General features: G+C 69.5%; 26 protein-coding genes. All 26 read right to left on the reverse strand.

The genetic code is table 11. From position 1 onward, the window contains the following. Positions 1-3: 3 nt before the first annotated feature. Entirely contained in the window at positions 4-534 is a 531-nt protein-coding gene (locus OG858_RS47465; RefSeq protein ID WP_328545400.1) for a hypothetical protein, read from the reverse strand. After that, a complete protein-coding gene (locus tag OG858_RS47470; protein WP_328545401.1) occupies positions 531-1,025 on the reverse strand; it encodes a hypothetical protein in 495 nt (164 codons plus the stop codon). Before OG858_RS47470 ends, OG858_RS47465 begins: the two co-directional genes overlap by 4 nt. Continuing rightward, entirely contained in the window at positions 1,022-1,519 is a 498-nt protein-coding gene (locus tag OG858_RS47475) for a phiSA1p31-related protein (protein ID WP_328545402.1), read from the reverse strand. The genes OG858_RS47470 and OG858_RS47475 overlap by 4 nt, the downstream gene beginning before the upstream one ends. 28 nt (positions 1,520-1,547) lie before the next feature. Continuing rightward, positions 1,548-2,426: a hypothetical protein gene (locus tag OG858_RS47480; protein WP_328545403.1), complete on the reverse strand. Its 879-nt coding sequence runs from the start codon at positions 2,424-2,426 to the stop codon at positions 1,548-1,550. 59 nt (positions 2,427-2,485) lie between these two features. Next, the gene (locus OG858_RS47485) at positions 2,486-2,857 is read right to left on the reverse strand and encodes a hypothetical protein (protein WP_328545404.1); all 372 of its coding nucleotides are present in this window, start codon (positions 2,855-2,857) and stop codon (positions 2,486-2,488) included. Between the two features lie 193 nt (positions 2,858-3,050). Beyond that, the gene (locus OG858_RS47490) at positions 3,051-3,614 is read right to left on the reverse strand and encodes a hypothetical protein (RefSeq protein WP_328545405.1); all 564 of its coding nucleotides are present in this window, start codon (positions 3,612-3,614) and stop codon (positions 3,051-3,053) included. A 148-nt stretch (positions 3,615-3,762) separates the two neighbouring features. Beyond that, positions 3,763-4,329: a hypothetical protein gene (locus tag OG858_RS47495; RefSeq protein ID WP_328545406.1), complete on the reverse strand. Its 567-nt coding sequence runs from the start codon at positions 4,327-4,329 to the stop codon at positions 3,763-3,765. After that, complete coding sequence (locus tag OG858_RS47500) at positions 4,326-5,000, reverse strand: WhiB family transcriptional regulator (RefSeq protein ID WP_328545407.1); 675 nt, start codon at positions 4,998-5,000, stop codon at positions 4,326-4,328. The genes OG858_RS47495 and OG858_RS47500 overlap by 4 nt, the downstream gene beginning before the upstream one ends. Further along, positions 4,997-5,536, reverse strand: coding sequence for a RusA family crossover junction endodeoxyribonuclease (locus OG858_RS47505; RefSeq protein WP_328545408.1), 540 nt, complete (start codon positions 5,534-5,536; stop codon positions 4,997-4,999). Before OG858_RS47505 ends, OG858_RS47500 begins: the two co-directional genes overlap by 4 nt. A gap of 23 nt (positions 5,537-5,559) precedes the next feature. Further along, on the reverse strand, positions 5,560-6,054 hold the full coding sequence (locus tag OG858_RS47510; protein WP_328545409.1) for a hypothetical protein: 495 nt from the start codon (positions 6,052-6,054) through the stop codon (positions 5,560-5,562). After that, on the reverse strand, positions 6,054-7,073 hold the full coding sequence (locus OG858_RS47515) for a DUF5131 family protein (RefSeq protein WP_328545410.1): 1,020 nt from the start codon (positions 7,071-7,073) through the stop codon (positions 6,054-6,056). Before OG858_RS47515 ends, OG858_RS47510 begins: the two co-directional genes overlap by 1 nt. Continuing rightward, a complete protein-coding gene (locus tag OG858_RS47520) occupies positions 7,066-7,470 on the reverse strand; it encodes a hypothetical protein (protein WP_328545411.1) in 405 nt (134 codons plus the stop codon). The genes OG858_RS47515 and OG858_RS47520 overlap by 8 nt, the downstream gene beginning before the upstream one ends. After that, positions 7,467-7,991, reverse strand: a complete 525-nt coding sequence (locus tag OG858_RS47525; protein ID WP_328545412.1) for a hypothetical protein — start codon at positions 7,989-7,991, stop codon at positions 7,467-7,469. The genes OG858_RS47520 and OG858_RS47525 overlap by 4 nt, the downstream gene beginning before the upstream one ends. Positions 7,992-8,050: 59 nt before the next feature. Then, positions 8,051-8,593: a hypothetical protein gene (locus OG858_RS47530; protein ID WP_328545413.1), complete on the reverse strand. Its 543-nt coding sequence runs from the start codon at positions 8,591-8,593 to the stop codon at positions 8,051-8,053. After that, a complete protein-coding gene (locus OG858_RS47535) occupies positions 8,590-8,841 on the reverse strand; it encodes a hypothetical protein (protein ID WP_328545414.1) in 252 nt (83 codons plus the stop codon). Before OG858_RS47535 ends, OG858_RS47530 begins: the two co-directional genes overlap by 4 nt. Positions 8,842-8,860: 19 nt before the next feature. Continuing rightward, positions 8,861-9,169 (reverse strand): hypothetical protein, encoded by a 309-nt coding sequence (locus tag OG858_RS47540; protein WP_328545415.1) that lies wholly within the window; start codon positions 9,167-9,169, stop codon positions 8,861-8,863. 93 nt (positions 9,170-9,262) lie between these two features. Beyond that, a complete protein-coding gene (locus tag OG858_RS47545) occupies positions 9,263-9,601 on the reverse strand; it encodes a hypothetical protein (RefSeq protein ID WP_328545416.1) in 339 nt (112 codons plus the stop codon). Positions 9,602-9,793: 192 nt separating this feature from the next. Then, positions 9,794-10,042, reverse strand: coding sequence for a hypothetical protein (locus tag OG858_RS47550; RefSeq protein ID WP_328545417.1), 249 nt, complete (start codon positions 10,040-10,042; stop codon positions 9,794-9,796). A 113-nt stretch (positions 10,043-10,155) separates the two neighbouring features. Continuing rightward, complete coding sequence (locus OG858_RS47555; RefSeq protein WP_328545418.1) at positions 10,156-10,722, reverse strand: hypothetical protein; 567 nt, start codon at positions 10,720-10,722, stop codon at positions 10,156-10,158. A 231-nt stretch (positions 10,723-10,953) separates the two neighbouring features. Beyond that, positions 10,954-11,211, reverse strand: a complete 258-nt coding sequence (locus tag OG858_RS47560) for a hypothetical protein (RefSeq protein WP_328545419.1) — start codon at positions 11,209-11,211, stop codon at positions 10,954-10,956. 834 nt (positions 11,212-12,045) lie between these two features. After that, complete coding sequence (locus OG858_RS47565; protein ID WP_328545420.1) at positions 12,046-12,996, reverse strand: hypothetical protein; 951 nt, start codon at positions 12,994-12,996, stop codon at positions 12,046-12,048. Next, on the reverse strand, positions 12,993-13,973 hold the full coding sequence (locus OG858_RS47570; protein WP_328545421.1) for a ParA family protein: 981 nt from the start codon (positions 13,971-13,973) through the stop codon (positions 12,993-12,995). The genes OG858_RS47565 and OG858_RS47570 overlap by 4 nt, the downstream gene beginning before the upstream one ends. Before the next feature lie 333 nt (positions 13,974-14,306). Further along, positions 14,307-14,519, reverse strand: a complete 213-nt coding sequence (locus tag OG858_RS47575; protein WP_328545422.1) for a hypothetical protein — start codon at positions 14,517-14,519, stop codon at positions 14,307-14,309. A gap of 15 nt (positions 14,520-14,534) precedes the next feature. Beyond that, on the reverse strand, positions 14,535-15,533 hold the full coding sequence (locus OG858_RS47580; protein ID WP_328545423.1) for a hypothetical protein: 999 nt from the start codon (positions 15,531-15,533) through the stop codon (positions 14,535-14,537). A 78-nt stretch (positions 15,534-15,611) separates the two neighbouring features. Further along, positions 15,612-16,763 carry a cell wall protein gene (locus OG858_RS47585; RefSeq protein ID WP_328545424.1) on the reverse strand — a complete coding sequence of 384 codons (1,152 nt, stop codon included), beginning with the start codon at positions 16,761-16,763 and terminating at the stop codon, positions 15,612-15,614. A gap of 486 nt (positions 16,764-17,249) precedes the next feature. After that, a complete protein-coding gene (locus OG858_RS47590) occupies positions 17,250-17,903 on the reverse strand; it encodes a hypothetical protein (RefSeq protein WP_328545425.1) in 654 nt (217 codons plus the stop codon). Positions 17,904-17,952: the final 49 nt, after the last annotated feature.

The following is a 17,952-nucleotide window of genomic DNA, read 5'->3' on the forward strand; positions in this document are numbered from 1 at the left end:
CCTTCATGCGGGCAGGTAGTGGATGTGGATGGCCTGGTCGTCGCCCTGCTCGGCGAGGTCCATGAACCACGGGATCTCGGCGTCCTCGGGCTGCCACTCGAACACCGCCCACCGGTCCTCCATCGAAGGCAGGTACTCCCGGTCGAACCCCATGTCCTTGCAGAACGCGGCCAGTGCGCCCGCGGCCCGGAGCCTGTCGGCTGTGAGGATGACGATGGCCTCGTTGTCCAGGGAGCAGACCGGGACGCCTTCCCAGTCGCCTCCGAAGTCGTCCGCGGTGGGGTGGAAGCGGCCCATCGGCAACTCCGGCACGTCCGTGATCTGGTCCAAGTAGGTCAGGCCCTCGTAGTCGACGGGCACGCACAGGTTGGAACGCTCCCCGTCGAGGCGTACCCGGGCGAGGAGGGCCCCGTTGTAGCCGGGTTCGGTGCCGGTGATGATGCCGGGGCGCGTCGGCCCGTCCGACAGGTTCCGGTAGTGGGTGAAGGTGACATGGCGGCCGGTCACCGCCTTCTCCGTGAGGGTGCTGGTCATCGGCTGGTGCTCTCCTTCTTGCGGCGGGGGTACAGCAGCCGGGCGGAGGCGCGGCTGATGAGGGACTGGCGGGCCGCGGCCTTCGGCGAGACGGCCGTCAGCGGGGCCTTGGGCCTGGCGGTGAGCGGCGTCGGCTTGGCTCCGGGCCGGTCGGGGTGCCAGAACTCCACCCACACCCCGTTCGACTGCCACACGCACGCGATACGCCCCGGCACGGTGTAGTCGAGGCTGGGCCGGTGGAATTCGCCGACGATCCCCACCACCCGGCCGCCGGTGACAAGCCCCTGCACGGCCTTGGCGGCGTCCGGGCCGTCGACCCGTGCGGACAGCAGCGGGCCGACCTCGGTGTCGAGGCGCATCCACGGCCCCACCTTGGCCGTCAGGCCGCTGACCTTGATGAAGGTCAGCCACTGGCGGTTCGCGGAGTCCTGCTCTGCTGCCACGTTGTCTGCGCTCTTCGGCGCCCCGTCCGGGGTAACGGTGCTGGTCATGGGATGGGGTTCTCCTTCGCAGGGGTGATGAGGGTGAGCGGGCCGAAGTCGGCCACGATCTCCGACAAGGCCACGCCGACGCCGGCGCCTTCGGGATGCAGGTAGAGCAACGGATTCCCGTGCGCGTCGCGTTCTTCGGTGACCAGCCACACGGAGCCGTCACAGTCCCCGTAGTGGCGGTTGACGAGGTAGGGCACGTTGTCGTGGACCACAGCCAGGTCGTTGATCTCGACGATGCCGTACGGGTCGTCGTTGTTGTCGCGGGTGGTGACCTCCGGATGCCAGTGCAGGGTGACCGGGACGCGCGCCATGTGGAACGCGTCGTCCAGCCACGAGCCAGGGGTCTTCCCGCACGCCTTGTGGACCAGGGACACCGCCCCGCAGTCGATCTCCATCAGGTACTGGTCGTCCGCAGGCTGGCAGGAGCACTCCAGGGCGCTGGGATGAAGCAGATTGGGATCCGGGAACGCGGCGAACTCGAAGAGGCCGGTCACTTCGGTCCTTCCATGAGGTCGCTTTGGATCACAGGGATTGGTAGAGGGACTCGCTGTACTTCTCGGACCCGTCGGCGACGAAGCCCTTCCCGTCGCAGTGCGAGCACGCAGCGACCGACGCTTCGGCGACGACGCCCGTCCAGTACTCGACCTGCTCGCGCCAGCCGGCCAGCGCCTGCTCGTAGTTGTCGCCGGACACGTAGGGCGGGATCGGCAGGGTGATACGCCGGTTGACGGTGACCTGCACGTGGTAGCCGGACTTGAGCGGCTTCCCGTTCCGGCCGGTGTTCGCCCGCCACTCGGTCCGCGGCTGGTCGTACGGCACCTTCAGGCTGACGTGGACGCCCGGCCTGCCCTGGAAGTTGGCGCTGACGAAGTCGACGTACGGCATGTTCTTGAACGCCGCCATCAGGTGGTCAGCCAGGCCCGGGATGTGGCCGGGGAACAGGTGCATGTACTCGCGGCGCTCGGTCAGCGCGTGCGGCAGCTTGGCAACCCACTGCGGCTCGTCCGGGGTCGGCGGCTCACGGCCCTCCAGGACCACGATCGGCCCGTCGAAGACATGCTCCAACCGCGGCTGGTCCTCGGTGACGTTGGTGTACAGCTGCCACATGTTCTCGTCGTACTCGCGGCGCTCATTCCACTCATCCAGGGTCAGCCTGACCGGGTAGCGCACCGACTCCGCAGTCGGGTCGGACAGCCGGTAGCCGGTCGTCTTGGGTGACGGCTGCCCGGAGATCGTGAGGCGAGTGGCCTCGTGGTCGGTGGCCCACCAGTCACGGGGAAGCTTCTCCATCGGCTGTCCGTCGGCGGCCAGGCTGATGTCCCTGATGTTGGGGAAGGTGTCGGGCTTGGGCAGGTGGTAGATCCAGCGGCCGTCGGGGTGCTTGAGGGCGTACGTGGTCACGGTGCAGGGATGCCTTTCAGGTGATGCAGCAGGGAGAGGGTGCGGCCGAGCGGGGATGGTCACCGGTCCACGGGGACGGGGATGAGCATCACGGTGCGGCCGCGTCCGTCGCGGTAGCGGAAGGGGTGGCCGTCGTTGGCGGCCCGGACGACCGCGTCGACGAAGTCGGCTTCCTCGGCGAGGAACGTCAGCGGGTCCTCGAGGGCGGCTCGTACGGCGTGGCGGGTCTCGTCGGAGCCAGGGAGGTTGACGTCGATCTCGTGGGCGACGGCGTCCATCTGCTCGTCGGTGATGCTGCTGTCGCAGCCCAGCTCGAGGGCCTTGGCCGTGATGCGGGCGACCTTAAGGGCCCGGTTGTAGTCGATGAAGTCGCGGCGGTCGCTTCCGGCGGGCAACTGGTGGCGGGCGGTGGGCAGTCCGGACGTGGACATACGGGTTCTCCGTCGTGGTGAGGCTGTGCGGGGGCCGCCGCCCCGCCCCCGCCGAGTGGGGGTGCGGGGGTCGGGGCGGCGGTTCTTCGGCCAGCCAGGGGGAGGGCCGGCCGGGTTGGCCGCACCCGGGGAGGGGTGGGTGCGGCGCGGACGGGATCCCCTGTTGGGGCGGGGGATCCCTGGTCGGTGGTCGTCAGTCGAAGCAGTCGAACCGGTCGGTGACGTCCTGGCCGGTGCTGTCGAGGACGGCGATGTTCCACGCCTGCTTGCGGTCGGCGAGGCTGTTCACGACCCGGCCGATGATGCGGACCTGGTTGTGGCGCAGGGCGTCGCGCTTCTGGGGCCCGTCGGGCGTCTCGTACGACAGCGTGTACGTGGCGATCTGCACGAACGTCTTGCTGCGGTGCTCCTTCACGGTGACGAGGCCCTGCTCCTGCGCCTGGTGTACGGCGTCGGAGATGTTGAGCTGTGCGGGGCCCATGCCCCAGCCAAGTGCGGTGAGGGCGGTCCACTCGTAGGTGGTGTCGGTGAGGCGCTGGACGATGTCGTCGACCGTCGCGGGACGGGCCGGAAGCGGGGTGGTCTGGACGCGGTAGTTGCGCGCCTTGTAGCCGACGCCGGAGGTCGCGGCGTGCTCGACGGCCTCGTTGGCCAGGAGGGCGTTCTCGATGCCCTTGCACTCCGACTGGTACGACGCGGTACGGATGGCGCCGGGGACGGTGTAGCCGTTGGGGTCGAGGAGGCGCAGTTCGAACATGGGTTTCCCCCTGGGGATGTGGTGCGTTGTCGGCTCCACCACCATAGGCCATACTCCATTGCGTGCGCAATGGCGTTGCCCGGATTGTTCGGGACCACGAAGAAGGGGCCAGCCCGAAGGCCAGCCCCTCCACCCGCTGAAGTCCCGTCTACGCCACGGCCGAGACCTCCACCGGCCGCACCGGCGACGGCTCGACACCCGCCTCACCGCGCTCGCGTGCCTTCGATCGCTCCCACGATCGCTTCACAGCGTCCACGTTCATCCCCAGCCGCTCAGCAATTACGTCGTACCCCATCCCCCGACGCCGGCCGACCTGGACCGCAAGGCGCCGCTCGTCCCGGCTCAGCCTCATCTCGCCGCGCTGGCCCGGGGCGAGTGCACGGTGCACCGCCACCACATCCATCCCACCCCGCACCCTCACCAGCCCCGGCGCGTGGTCCCGTACGGCCTTCTCCGACCTCGACGGCGCCGTCTGGAGCGGGGCCCCGTGCTCGTCGAAGTCCACCCACGCCAGCGCCTGGCGAATCGACCGGTCCGGATCCACCAGTGCAGCCAGCACGACCGCCACAGCCTCCAGCTCGTGCCGAGACAGCCCCATCAGCCGGGTCCTGATGTCCTCCGCGGATCCCTCGTGGACGTCGACGGCCAGGCCGGCCGCCTCCGGCAACAAGGCCTCCACCATGTCGCCGCGCTGCTCCGCGCTCATCCCGCTCATGCCACGTCCTCCAGCGCCTTCGCGTCCTGTGCGGCGTCCTCGGCCTCCCAGGCGCGGGTGGCCTGCTGCAGCGCCGTCACCGACACCTGCAGATGGGCGGCGACGTCCCGGCTTCCTGCCCCGAGGGAACGGAGTTCCTCGACGACGGTCCGGGACTCGTCGCGTACCAGCTCCCAGAGCAGGCGGCGGTCGCCTCGCCCGCGGTGCGGCAGCACGCTGCCCTTGTCGCCCAGCCACCACACCGCGAGCCGCACCGTCACCGGCGCCGCGATCACGCTGTACCGCCTGCGCAGCTCGACGGCGACCTCCTCGGCCGTGAGATGCCCGCGGCGAAGCGGCCTCATCCTCGCCCTCCAAGCCAGCGACGCCAGTTCGCCGGCCTGCTCCCAGTTCGGGACGTTCCCCAGGAGCGCCTCACAGCGCAGGGCCCGCCGCTGAACTGCCGTCAGCCCGCCGGAGACACCCCACCGCATGTAGTAGGAGCCCTCCTCGTACTCCAGGATGTCGGTCAGGCAGGACGTACGGGACGGGCAGCCCCGGCACAGGCCCTGCATGAGCCGCTGAGTCTTCTCCGAGTCGGCGAAGAACTCCTCCGAGTCCTTGCCCCGGCAGGCCGCAGCCTCGCTCCAGCTGCTAGCCGAGACGAGCGGACGGTCGACTGTGATGGTCATGAAGCTGCTCCAGTGAGGATGTAGAGACGGATGGTCGCGCCGGGCTCGTCCAGGGCCTCGGGGTCCTCCCCCGGGTAGACCTTCCGGATCGTCAGCTCGGTGATCTGCGAGTCGTCCTTGATGACCCCGGACTCCGACAGCGAGTCCAGGCAGGCGCGGGCGTGGTGATCGATGTCCGTGCTCGAACGGGTGATCGGCCAGGTCCGACGCCGCTTCGGCGCGGTCTTCGGCTTCGGCACCGTGACCGCGATGACCGCCCGGGTGGGCACGTCCGCATACAGGCCGTGCTTCTGCTTCACCACCTGGCAGATGGCACAGGTCCCGTCCCAGTCGGCGAACCCATGCGCCCCCGTGGCCTCGCGGGCGGCCGTGATGATGTCCTTCCGCCACGGCTTGAGGACCTTCGCGTTGCTGTGCACGGCGGGCCGGCCCTTCCCCATGAAGGACACGCGGCCCTGCCCGGCCGGAACGCCGTACACGGTGATGTCGGCGACCTGCTGCCAGGTGATGCCCGGGATCTGATCGGACTCGGTCATGGTCACGGTGTGGGATCTCCTGGTCAGGCGACGCTGGTCTGGGAACGGAACTGGGTAGCCTCGGCGCGCAGGCGTCGGCACTCGGTGAGGCGCATGTCGAGCGTGTTGCGGTAGTGCTCGGCGCGGGTCCGCCACTCACAGGCCTGAGGGTTCTCGACGAGCTGGCGGGAGACCTTGGCGTGCAGGCTCTTGAGCGCCCAGCGCCAGCGCGTGAGGTTGTCGGGATGCCGGAGCGCGAGCCGGTCGGCGACGCTGGCGGTGTTCTTCGCGTCGGAGTCGACCAGCCTCATGAAGGCGCCACTGACGAGGGCGCGGATCCGGGCGACGTTCCCCGGGTCCGGAGGCTCGTACGCGGGAAGGTCCTGGTCCGTGCTCCGGCTCAGGTGCCACTTCCCGCATATGCACTCGTAGGGGAACAGTGCGGTGCCGTACCGGATGCCGTCCTCGGTGCGCGCGAACTCGGCATCCGGGTGGGTGTCGTACACCCGCTTCCACGGCGTGTGGCAGGGCCTCGCCATCACGAACCCACCGCAGGGAACGCATCGTGGGTGCGGCCGTCCAGCTCCCGGCCGGCGGCCTTCTTCCCGACACGCTGGACAGTGGCCCAACCCTCAAGGTGGTCGTTCACGCCCCACGCGCCGTGTCCCTGGGTGCGTCCGTCAGCCGGGTGGACGTACAGGACCCGCTTCTCGTCCCAGACGTCCACGGAGGCGCGGGCGGCCACGTCGATCCGCCCTCGGTCGGCCCACTCGCCGTTCTGCTTGTGGAAGTAGGCGATGCCGTAGTCCTGGCACTGGTCGCGCAGGGAGCGGAACCAGTCGGGGTGGGCGGGACGGGCCTTGCGGCCGGACTCTCCGCCAGTGATCAGCCAGTTGGGGGCGATCAGGTCGGGGCATCCGCCGGTGCAGAATCCGCCCGCGAAGTCGTGGACGGGGCAGTGGGTGTGTCCGCGGTGCAGCTTGACAGGGCCGAGGAGAGGTTCGCAGGACAGGAAGCGGACGGCTGCCGGGGTCTGCATGAGCGGCCGGATGCGGATGTCGGCCCACTGCTGGTTCTCCACGCTGACGCCCAACCACAGGTTCGGCAGCGGCCACACCCACTGGTCGGAGGGCAAGCCCTTGCCGAGCGCGCGGCGGCGGACGCTGTCGACGAAACCGGTGTCGGTCAGCAGGCTCCGCATGCGGGCGTGCCGCTTCGTCAGGAGCTGAAAGGTATGCCGGCGGGCGGCGGCCATCACGCCGAAGATGTCCGCGATCCACTCCTGGGAGATGTCCGCGTGGAAGAGATCGCTCATGGAGTTCACAAAGACGCGGGTGGGCTTCCGCCAGGACAGCGGGTCGTTGACCTTGTTCGCGCGGACCTGGACGTCGAAACCGTGCGGGAACGCAGCGTGCCCCCGAAACCGCTCGGCGATCGTCTCGGCATAGCAGTTGTCGCACCCCGCGCTGATCTTGGAACACCCCGTTGCCGGATTCCAGGTACGTCCGGGGGTGCCGTCGTCGTTGCGGGTCCACTCGATGGTCGTCGTCTCAGCCATGGCGCTTCTCCCTGTCCTTCTGCATGGCAAGCACGTCGGTCACGGTGTGGCCGTTTACGGTGACCAGCGGAGCCTGCTCCTTCGCGAGGCGGAGCGCGGTGTCGAGGTCGAAGCGGTGCGCGTCGAGCCAGGCCTCGCCCCGGTCGTACTCCTTGACTCCGTGGTCCCAGGTGCCGTCGGCCCCGAGGCACATGTCGCCACCGCGGATGACGGCGTACCGGCCCGAGCCCCGGTACTGCACCCGGGTGCTGAAGATGAACGAATCGACGCAGTCCTCCGGGACACAGCTCACGGAGTACTCGGTGGCCAGCACGGTGGCCTCCGGAACGGTGAGGGCTTCCTTCGCCGCCCGTTCGGTGACGGCGCGGTACCAGTCGGGGATGGTGTTGTCGCTCACGGCTGGGGGTGCTCCTTCGGGCGGTCGGCGACGGGGCGCCGGGTGAGGGCGTCGGCGCGGGCGTGGAGGGCCACGACGGGCGCCTGGGTGGGGTCGGCGTCGGCGAGGGCGGCTTTCACCGCGGTGACGCCGAGGGCGATCGCCCGCTGGGTCTTCGGGTCGTGCCGGGTGCAGTCGGTGGCCTGGTCGCTGAACTCGGTGAGGGCGAGCGGGCCTTCGATGCGGGCGTGGTGCCAGCGGGCGTGGCTGCACAGCTGGTGGGCGGTGAGCTTCTGCGGGTTGGGGTGGTAGACGAGGCGGGTGCCGGTGTCCAGGAGTGCGGTGGCGTGTCCGGTACTCATCCCAGTCCACACGTCGATCAGGGCGGGGACGGCGAGGGTTCCGGCGTACAGCGCGGCGGAGGCGGCGTGCGCGTGGAGGTCGAAGTACTCCGGGATGTCGCGCAGGTCGATGACCGTGGGCTTCTTGAGGCTGACTCCGTGGCGCGCGTGCTCGGTGGGGCGTTCGGTGGTGGTGTTCACGACGGTGCTCCGTCCTGCGGGTGAGATGCCGGTTCGGGGTGGTGCTCCAGTGCGTGTGGTCAGGCGGTGATCTGCTGGGCCCGGTCGATGAGGCGGAGCGCGGTCTCCTCGGTGACGCAGAGGGCAAGCGCGATGTCCGGCACGGTCCGGCCCTTGCGGGCGAGTTGCAGGGCCTCGCGGGCGTGGGCGTCGACGCGGTCCTCGGCACGGACGTACGACTGGCCTGTGCGCAGGGCCTGCCCGGCGGTGCGGCGGGCGTGCCGCTCGAGGTGCTGGTCGTAGGCGTCGGTGCAGCGTTGGCAGCGGCATCCGTGCGTGGGTACGCCGGCGGCGGTTCCGTGCCAGGTCTCCCGGCCGGTGTAGAGGGCGCGGCCTTCCTGGGCGTCGGGCATCCAGCCCGGGGCGAGTTCCACGACGACGCGCGTCGTGGAGGTCTCGGTGACCTTGTCCGGGCAGGGGCTGGGGCAGCGGGCGCACAGGGCGGCGGCCTGGACGCGTGCGGTCTGCTGCTCTTTCTGCGGCACGTCGTCGAACAGAGCGTCATACACCGACGCGTTGCCGACGCACGGCAGGGGGCGCTGGAGCAGCGTTCCGGTGCTCACCGGTGGCCTGCCTGGTGCTTGCGTCCGCTGTCCGTCTCCAGCTCGAGCTGGACCGCCTTGACGTAGGCGGAGTAGCCCTGGGAGTAGGCCAGGTTCGGGTGGAAGTCGGCGATGTATCCGGCGCGGATGTCGAGCTCTTCGAACGTGAGGGTGGCGTGGTCGTCGTAGGCGTCGGCGCGGCCGGCGCTCCGGTCGAGGTCGTCGGCGGACAGGCCGCCGGTGGAGGGGGCGATGGTCTGGATGGTCATGACGATGCTCCAGGGGGTGTCAGGCGACGGCGTCGGCGAGGTCGGCGTCGAGCTGGTCGGTGTCGAGCGCGAGGGCGTGGACGCGGACGGAGGCGCCGTCGGTCCGGCTGGTGCGGGTGTCGAGGGTCCACAGCACGACGCCGGGCCCGGCGGGCTGGCGGGTGATGCGTCCGCCGAGGGCGAGGTACCAGGCCGTCAGCTCGGGGAGGCCGGTGGTGAAGACGTGGGCGGCGCCGTCGTGGTCGGAGATGCGGCCGTGCGGGAGTCCGTTGTAGTCGGCGGTGACTTCGGCTTTGACGGCGGCGTCGAGGCGGCGGATGGCGTGCATGGCGGGCTCCCCTTGGCGGGTGCGGTGGTGGAGTCCGGCCCGGCCTCAGGAGGCGGGGGCTCGACCGTGGCCGGGCCGGAGACTGAGGGTGGTTCAGGCGCTTTCGCGGTGGGCGTCGGCGCAGTCGGGGCACTGGACGCGGCCGAGGTTGTAGCCGCCGCTCTCCTCGATGACGTGGGCGTCGGCGTGGGTGGGGTCGAAGATGACGCCGCAGTAGCAGGAGCAGCCGCACCGGCGGATCTCTCCGCTCGCGGGGAGGGTGATTCCGGCGATGAGGGCGGCGATGCGCATGAGGGCCCGGTAGGTGGTGTTGTCCCCGGCGACGTCGGCCTCGTCCATGACCTCGTCGAACTTGTCCTGCTGGAGGTGGGTGAGGCGGCTGTAGTCGGCGGTGGGGGCCTTCTGGGTGCGGGCAGCGGTCATCACGGCCATGGGTGGGCTCCTGAACTGGGGTACTCCGTCAGGCCGTTGAAGTGGGGCCTGTCGTTGTCGGCATGACCACAGTAACCCATACTCCATTGCGTCGCAATGGTTCTGTCTGGTTCTTGGGCATGAAAGAAGCCCCGCCCCAGGAACTCCGGGTCAGGGCTTCAACAGAAGGGTGCGGCAGGGGCCGCCGGCGGGTCAGGATCTGCCTCGCTCGCGGGCCTCGACCTCCCGCGCGTGAATGACGAGCAGGTCGCTCCAGGAGGCACAGTCGGCGCGCTGGACCCGGTCCACCGGGATGCCGTGCTTCGTGCACCACCGCTTCAGGGTGCGGACGGAGGCCTCGTGCCCGGTCTCACTGAACAGTTCGGAGGCTTCGGTGAGGGTGACCAGGTCGGCGGCGGGCAGGTGCGGGCTGAGCGAGGTGACGGCCACAGGGCCTCCCATGATCGACGGCCATCGTTCGCAGCTCCGGCGGCCGATACGGGTGGGCCCTCGGGGGGCCCGGGTGGTGATGTTGTCGTGAACGGTGGTGCAGGGTAGGACCCGCTTACCCCGGTTCAGGTTGCATGAACTCGCAAAGAATTCCGGGCGGCCACGTGTTCGTAGGCGAGGCGCGCCAGGGTCCAGGAGCTGGACAGGCCCCCGCGGGTGGTGCAGCGGCTGTTGGTGCACACCGCTCGCTGGGCGTCCTCCACCCACATCAGGCCGAACGTGCGGCAGCCGGGGCACCTGTGAGGGCGGATCACCTTGGTGTCACCCATGGCGATCGCGTGCTCGAGGCGCTGGCGGTAGACGATCGTGTCGCGGCGCTGCTGCTGCGCTGCGGGGGCGTTCTCGGTGTGCTCCCGGTACCAGTCGTAGACGGCTTCCACGCGGTCCGGGAGCGGGCCGGCGTCCGGGTTCACGGAGCGGGCGTGCTGGACGATCTCGGCGACACTGCGGTCGATGTGCTCGTCAACGTCCGCCCGGTACGGCAGAGCGGGGGACACGGCGGTGGCGCGGGGCTCGGAGCTGATGTACGAGTGCCCGGCGGGCCCGGTGACGGGATACTCGCGAAAGTCTTCGGAGAGGAGGCGCAGGCGGCTTGAGGCTGTGTCGTTGGTGTCGTCGCCTGTGGTGCTCATGGGCGTCCCCCGTCCCCTTGGCAGCGGCCTCGGGGGCGCGGGGAGCCGGTGCGACATGGGGGTAGCAGGGGCGCGCGCCGGAGGCCGGAGGTGTTTACTCCGGGTGTTCCGGACGCCCCATGGTGGCACGGAAGTGGCCGGAGTTGAACAGATCGTGGTTGATGATCAGCGCAATGTGACTTGTCTGAAGATTCAACAACGGACGTTACTTCGGGTAAGAGTTTGGCCTGTTCACCACACCAGGCGTGGCAGCCCGAGCAGCCCCCGGAGCATCGCGTCCAACTCCGCCCGCTGCCCCTCGTCCACGATCCCCTTCACCTGGGCACCCTCGAACATCCCCCGGACGATCGTCAGCGTCAGCGTGAACACCGCAGCCGTGTCCTCATCGGTCAGCGAGTGCCCCGCCTCGTTGAACATGGTCTCGACATGCTCGGCAAGCCGCTCGGACGAACTCTTGCCCCCTGCTCCTGCGTCAGGGCCTTCGGTCATGTGCGGTCCCCGTCCTGCCTGCCTGCGGGCGTGACTATGGAGGGGGATTACGGCCGCACCGCCCGCCGTGTTCATCACGACGGCCGGGATGGGGGCCGGCTCTGCTGCGGACATCGGGGCGTCTCCGCTCCTCCGGCAGATCGGAAAGGTCATACGTACGCCCAGGGGGGATTCCGCTCCTAGGCCAAGGGTCTACACCAACGGCTGCCAGTCCGTGAGCGCAGACCGCCACTGTGACACCCTCAGCGGCGTGTCGGTAAGGGCAGGGCAAGTTTTGACAGGACTTATAACCACCGTGGTGTACAGATCCGGCCGACCTCGTCACTCGAGGCAACCACACGCGCTTTCCTGCCCTCAACGAGGCAGCCCCCGGCAAGGAGATGCACGGGGGACGGAGTTTTGCCGACAACGCACCCGGTGCCCTTGCAGGGGGCTGTGAGACCTCACGAGCGCATGCCCGTCAGATGACGGCAGTCTAGCCAGACAACTCGTCACGCGGGCAGATCCGGGGAAACCTCCCGGTCGCACCGTCCGGTCGGTCCGGAGCAGGGCGGGGGCCGCGCGTGGCCGGAGGGTGGGCACGGGAGGGCTGCGAACCACCAAGGCCCGGTCCTCCGGCACGGCGGCCTCCCGCCCACGTGGGGGGTGGCATTGCCCACCCAACCCCGCATAAATGCGCGAACGGAACCCGTGTGCACTGCAATCACCCGGTTGGGTGACGCGAAAACCCCGGCAACCGGGGCGAACTCGACTTGAATCGATCGGGTACGACAGCGGCCCGGCTCCCCCGCCGTCACGGTGGGAGCCGGGCCGCCGCCAGCTCTACTGGTTGACCTACCGGCGCCTGCCTGCGGTCGGGAGCTGAGGCAGGAACTCGTCCAGGACCGCGTTCAGGAAGTCGCTGCGGCTCGGGAACCCGTACGCCTGACAGAAGGCGTCGTAGTTCGCCAGTTCCTGCTCCGACGGGCGGAACGACTGCTGCCCGGAGTCCTTCAGCCGCCCGCGTACGGCGCGCCGGCCGACGACCTCGCCGAGCATGCCGTCCTCGTCGTAGTCCTCCTCATCGACCGCATTGTGCTGCTGGTACACGTCAGCGAGGACCTTGCCGAACAGGTTGTTCCGCTTGCAGTACAGGAACGCCCGCCGCACCACGAGCGCGTTGGACGGCTCCTTGTCCCCGGCCATCTTCTTGGACAGCTGGTAGTGGGCGAACCGCTCACGCACGCTGTGGCTGACCATGACGGTGCACTGGGTGGCTCGGGCGCCCGCAGGGCCGAGGCTGGGTACCTGCACCTGGTCGATCTGGACGTCGCTGCGGTAGGCGAGCGGTACGGGCCGGTGTGTGGCCGGAGGTCCGGCGACGGCTCGTACCGCAACCTCCTGGCCGCCGCTCCCCTCTTGTTCCTCCTGCTGCGCCTGCTGGGCCTGCTCGGGCTGTTCCTGCGCGCGTTCGATCTTCTGCGGTGGGGCGGCCGTCTTCGGCGTCTCGACGACAGGCACGGGCGCTGGCGCGGGGACGACTGCCTCCTCGGTCTGTGTCGGCTCCACCCTGCGGGCCGGGCCGGGGCCGGGCGGGACCTCCACGACCGGCGGGACGGGCGCCGATGCGGTCTCCTCCGGCTGCGTCTCCGCGGGCGGCGTGGGGCTGGCTGTTGTGTCGGCGGCCGCGTCGTTGGACTGTCCGCGGCGGCGCCGCCGGTTACCGAGAGCGGAGTTCGCGAAGGAAGCCAGCGCCTCCTGGTCCGGTAGTTCGGCGTTCACGTCCGTTGCCTTGCTCGAGCTCATGCTTCCTCACCGGCCTCCGCCTGGGCGCGGCGCGCGGTCATCTCCTGCAGCACCTCGACCGTCAGCGACTGGTAGTCGCCGGCCAGTGCCTTCATCGACTTCATCAGCGGCGGCGGCAGTTCCTTCGATGCACGGAGTTCCTGCGGCACCTTGCCGCGGAGGCGGGCCTCGACGGCTGCGGCCTCGACGTGTCGGATGGTCTGCTCGAAGAGGGGGGCCGTGCCCTGGAGGTCTTCCTCGAGCTTCTCGCGGATCTTTTCCTGGACCTTGGTGGCGGAGCTGTTCGTCGCGAAGAGTACGACGCCGAGGAGTTGGAGGACGTCGTTGATCTGGCTGGCGGTGCCGAAGCGCTTGGCGACGGCGCGCAGGCCCTTGCGGGAGGAGGGGTCGGACTTGGAGGGGATGAGGACGTAGTCGGAGGCCACGAGCGCGGCGAGCTGGAGGACGTCGGAGCCGGGGGCGACGTCGAGGATGATGACGTCGTAGTCGTCGCGTACGCCGTCGATGGCGGCCGCGTAGATGCCCATCCACGCGTCGCGGTCATCGGGGTCGGCGATCTGCTTGGAAGCGCGACGCTGGCAGTACAGCTCTTCGATGATCTCTTCGAGCTGTTCGCCGCCCGGGACGACGTGCAGGCCTGGGCGCGCCTGCCCGGTCGGGGTGAGGGGCTTGCCCTCGAGGATGGCGGCGGCCTGGGCGGCGCCCTTGTCGTTCATCTGGCTGTTGGAGATGCCGAGGTCTTCGCAGTTGTTGCCCTGTTCGTCCAGCTCCATCAGCAGGACGTCCTTGCCGAGCTTGGACAGGGCGACACCGAAGGCGGAGGACAGGGAGGACTTGCCGACGCCTCCCTTGCCGTTGACGACGGCGATGACCTTGGGTTCGTGCTGGCCGGCGTCGATGAGGGTGTAGCGGCGCTCAAGGCTGCGCTTCACCCCCTCCAGGTTCATCAGGGTGATGGGGACTTGCAGTGTGCTCACGGATGCGCCTTCCTGCCGGGTCTGGGTGAGGTCTCGGCGCACGACCCTATACGGCGATCATGCTCGGCCTGTGGAGACCCGGGCGGAAGAGCGGCAAGAGACGCTATGGGGCGTGGTAGCTAGCGGAACTTATGGCGTGACCACTAGCGCGCTATATAGGACGACCCATAGCCCCATTGCTAGCCCTTTACCTAGCGTGGTTCAGGGCTCGTCGATGTCCGCGTCCTCGTCGAGGAAGTCGTCCTCGACGTCGTCGGGCCATGCGGGCTCGAGGAACAGGCCTGCGTAAGGCGGCTTCTCCAGCGTGGGCATGAGCAGGCTCCTTGCGTACGGTCAGACTGTGATCGTCTGCGGGGTTCTCAGGGCGAGGATGTGCTTGTTGAGCATCGCGCACTCCACCTCGAGGGCGTACCTGTCGCGGCACTCAGTGTCGGTCAGGTGAGTGTGCGCGAAGTACCAGTTGGTGCAGTGCTCCCAGCACTCCTCGCCCATGGGGTGGTAGTCGGCGTGGAGGAGGCACATGCCGAGGGTGGTGCTGTGGTCCAAGAGGGATGCCTCCGTTCAGGCCGTGGCCGGCTGGTAGTTGTGGTGGACGCGGTACGCCGCGCAGTCGGCCGCGATGCGGGCGCAGGCGAGTTGCACCCACTGCCCGTTCTCGACGGCCGTGGCAGTGACGTCGACGGAGGACCCGAAGACTTCGTCGCCCTTCCAGTCGTGGTTGCGGATGGGGATACCCGCCTTGCTGGACCAGTCGGCGACCCAGCGTTCGGTCTTCCGGCCCCGCTGGCGGCCGATCGTCCACTTCTCCAGGCGGAGGGTGACATCGTGGACGGTGCCGTCGGGCATGCACACCCGCCCGTCGACGGGCTCGCCGTGCTTCTCCTGCTCGTTGGTGCGCTTGCCGAGGAGGAAGCGGACGGGGCTGACGGGGAGGGAGCCGCGCATCCACCACGGGTCGCTGGCCCTGGACTCGTCGCGTCGGGCCCACAGGTTCCAGTACAGGCGGCCGTGGTGGATGGCGGCCTCGATGACGCGGGAGTCGTAGCCGATCGGGTTGAGGCGACGCTGCCACCATCGGCCGTGGTCCTCGGTGTGGAGGTAGAGGGCGCCGAGCGGGCCGAGGCACAGGTGCGCGCCGAGGACGTTCTCGCTGCCCGGGTTGCCAACCTTGATGCCGATGCCGACGTTGCTGGAGACACGGCCGCCGATGACGAGCTGCCCGCCCACCGTGCCGGTGAGCCGGGTCTTCCACGGGCCGGGGTTCTGCAGGAGGAAGTGCGGGTTCTTCTTCCCGTCGTCCGGGCCGGTGTACGGGTCGCCGATGTCGTACACGGCCGGGTCGAGCTTGCCCTGGGGGTCGGTGCGGGTGCCGCACCGGTCGCACGCCACCCACCGGCTGGGCCCCATCGTGCCGACGCCCTGGGTGCCGTCCACGACCGGCTTGTGCCCGAACAGGCGGCACAGGGCGATGAGACGGGGGATGTCGTGCACCCAGAACCCGCGGTTGATCAGGCCGCGTTCGCCTCGGTCCTTGCTGTAGTCGACGGTGTAGACGCGCATACGGGCTCCCGGGGCGCAGCAGACGGGTGTGGTTGCTGGGCTCAGGCTGCCGTGGATCCGCCCGGGTGTTCCCCTGGCTCAGGTCCACTGCTGGCGGGCCTGTCGGCCGACGGCGTACGTGACCAGACGGCCGCCGTACAGGTCCAGGGCATCGTCCGGGTCCTCGTCGTAGTGGGCGGCGATCGTCTCCCACTGGTCCCAGCCGTACTGGCGGGCGTGAGCGCGGTCGGCGTCGGTGCGCTCCGGCTCGGCGAAGGCGGCCTGGACGGTGTCGACGGCCGTCTTCCACTCCTGCAGCACCGTGATCGAGCGGCCGCCGGCGATGGCGGCCTGGACGGCGGCGCGTGCCGCCTCGTCCTCGCTGTCCCGCGAGGTGACGGACGCGATGTACGCCGCGGGGTACTTCGGCCGCCACCGGTCGCTGCTGCGGGGCATACCGATCAGCTCGGCGGCGATGTCGTGGGCGCCCAGGCCGCGGTCGAAGTACGGGCGCAGCACGAACGCCAGGCGGCGGATCCGCTCCCCCTGCGTCCAGTTCACCAGCGCCCGCACCAGCCGCGTCTCCCGGATCTCCCGCTGCACCTGCGCCGGGGTACGGCGCCGAGCCGACCCTTCGCTGCTGCTGCTGTTCGTGGTCTGTCGGGGGAGGGAGGTGGGCGGTTCGCTCACGCGCTCGCGCGAGGTGTAGTTACTACCACCCTCTACCTTCACCTTTCCCTCTCCTTCATCAACCGTAGTGAGGGAAGGGGGCTCAAGGCCCGCAGAGCTGGAGTTATCCACAGGCGGGTTATCCACAGGAATCCCGGCTTCCCCCAGAGGCACAGGGGTCGCGGCCGGGCGGGGAGCAGGGAGGCGGCGGCCTCGCAGGTCCACCACGATCCGCGCGCTGTACCCGGAGCCGACGAGCGTGTGTCCCATCGCCTCGTCGTACACGGGCGGGATCACGGCCGCGTACACGGTGGCCGTCGCGGCGTAGCCCTTCATGCCGAGCAGGCGGCGGATGTTCGTCCGGGTGCCGTGCTGGACCCAGGCGAGCGCGCCCAGCTCCCGCAGGTAGCCGATGTGCCGCTTCACGGTCGCGCGGGACAGGTCGAGCCGGACCGCCATCTCGTCCAGGCAGTACCGGACGTGCCCGGTCGTGTAGTCCATGCGGTCGGCGAGGTCCTCGGCGACGCGGAGCGTGGTGGCAGTCGCCCGGGGATGTAGGCCGGCTGCGATCAGCCACTCCACGGCGCGACGCCACCGACGCGGCCCGCTCCGTCGCGACGAGGTGTGAGCCACCTCCTGGCAGATGCCACGGGCAAGAGCGAACTGCACGCCACTGTAATCGCTCGCACGTTCGAATTCGAGGTCGGGGGCGTGGAGAGGCTGAGGAACCTCGGGGCACGCGGTGTCACCCGAGTAGGGGGAGATAAGCCGCGAATCGCCCTGCGCGGGGATGCGAAGCTGACAACTAGCCGTGCGCTGGGGCACTATGTACCTGCCGTCCTGCGGACATGAAAAAGCCCGCTCGGTGGTGAAGGTGGTTCTGGACGAACCTGAAGGTCGCTCGAACGCTCGGGCCCGGTCGCCAAACCGGTCCAGAGATTCGGGCCTTAGCTCCGAGGACCAACTCGGAGCCGTTGCACAAGGCCGCGCACGGTGCGCCAACACCAGCGGCCAGCGGTAGAGGAAGCGCCCCCGCCAAGGGGCTCAAGACCTCCCGCTCGATACTCGCTACGTCACCTGATCTCCCTTACTGGGTGAGGTCTGCCCCACGCGGATAACGCGCGGGTGGTCGATGGCGGCACGGTGCTCAAGTTCCTGAGCCCATGCCTCGTCAGTGGCACGCCGCGCGATTTCGCGGTCGATGGCGGCCTGTTGGACCGCATCTGCGGCATCGTCGCGGCGCTTCTCCATTGCGGCCTGAAGCTCCAGCATCCGGTCGTGTGCCTTCACCAGGTCGCCAGGCAGGGTGATGGCGGAGTAGTGGTCCCGGATGCGCCCCAGCTCCCAGCACACGGTGCCCCAGTGCTGCTTCCGGCGGGCCCGCTCAACATCGCGGCGCATCTCCTCAAGAGCGCCCAGGTTGCAAGCGTCCTCGTAGGCCTGGCCCTCCAGTGCGACGAACCAGGCGTTCCGAGCGCTGCCTTCCTTCGGGCGGTCGGGAAGGAGTGCGCGGAGACGGCCGATCTCCGCAGTGAGGAGGGAGCGGATCTGGGCGGCCGCTGGCCGGGCCAGATCTTCGAACTCGTGGTCCTCAGCGAGGGACGACCAAACGGTGTCGGGCTGGAGTCGGTCCAAGCGCTGCCACTTGGTGCAGGCGGTCCGTACCGCGTACTCGGCTTTCGCCTGCCACTCCTCGCGGGAGGGCCAGGCGCGGCCGGTCACGCGACTGTGGGGGTAGTGGTGACAGGGCCCCGCTGGATCGCCGGTGTGA

The sequence above is a fragment of the Streptomyces europaeiscabiei genome (assembly GCF_036346855.1).
Taxonomy (GTDB): domain Bacteria; phylum Actinomycetota; class Actinomycetes; order Streptomycetales; family Streptomycetaceae; genus Streptomyces; species Streptomyces europaeiscabiei.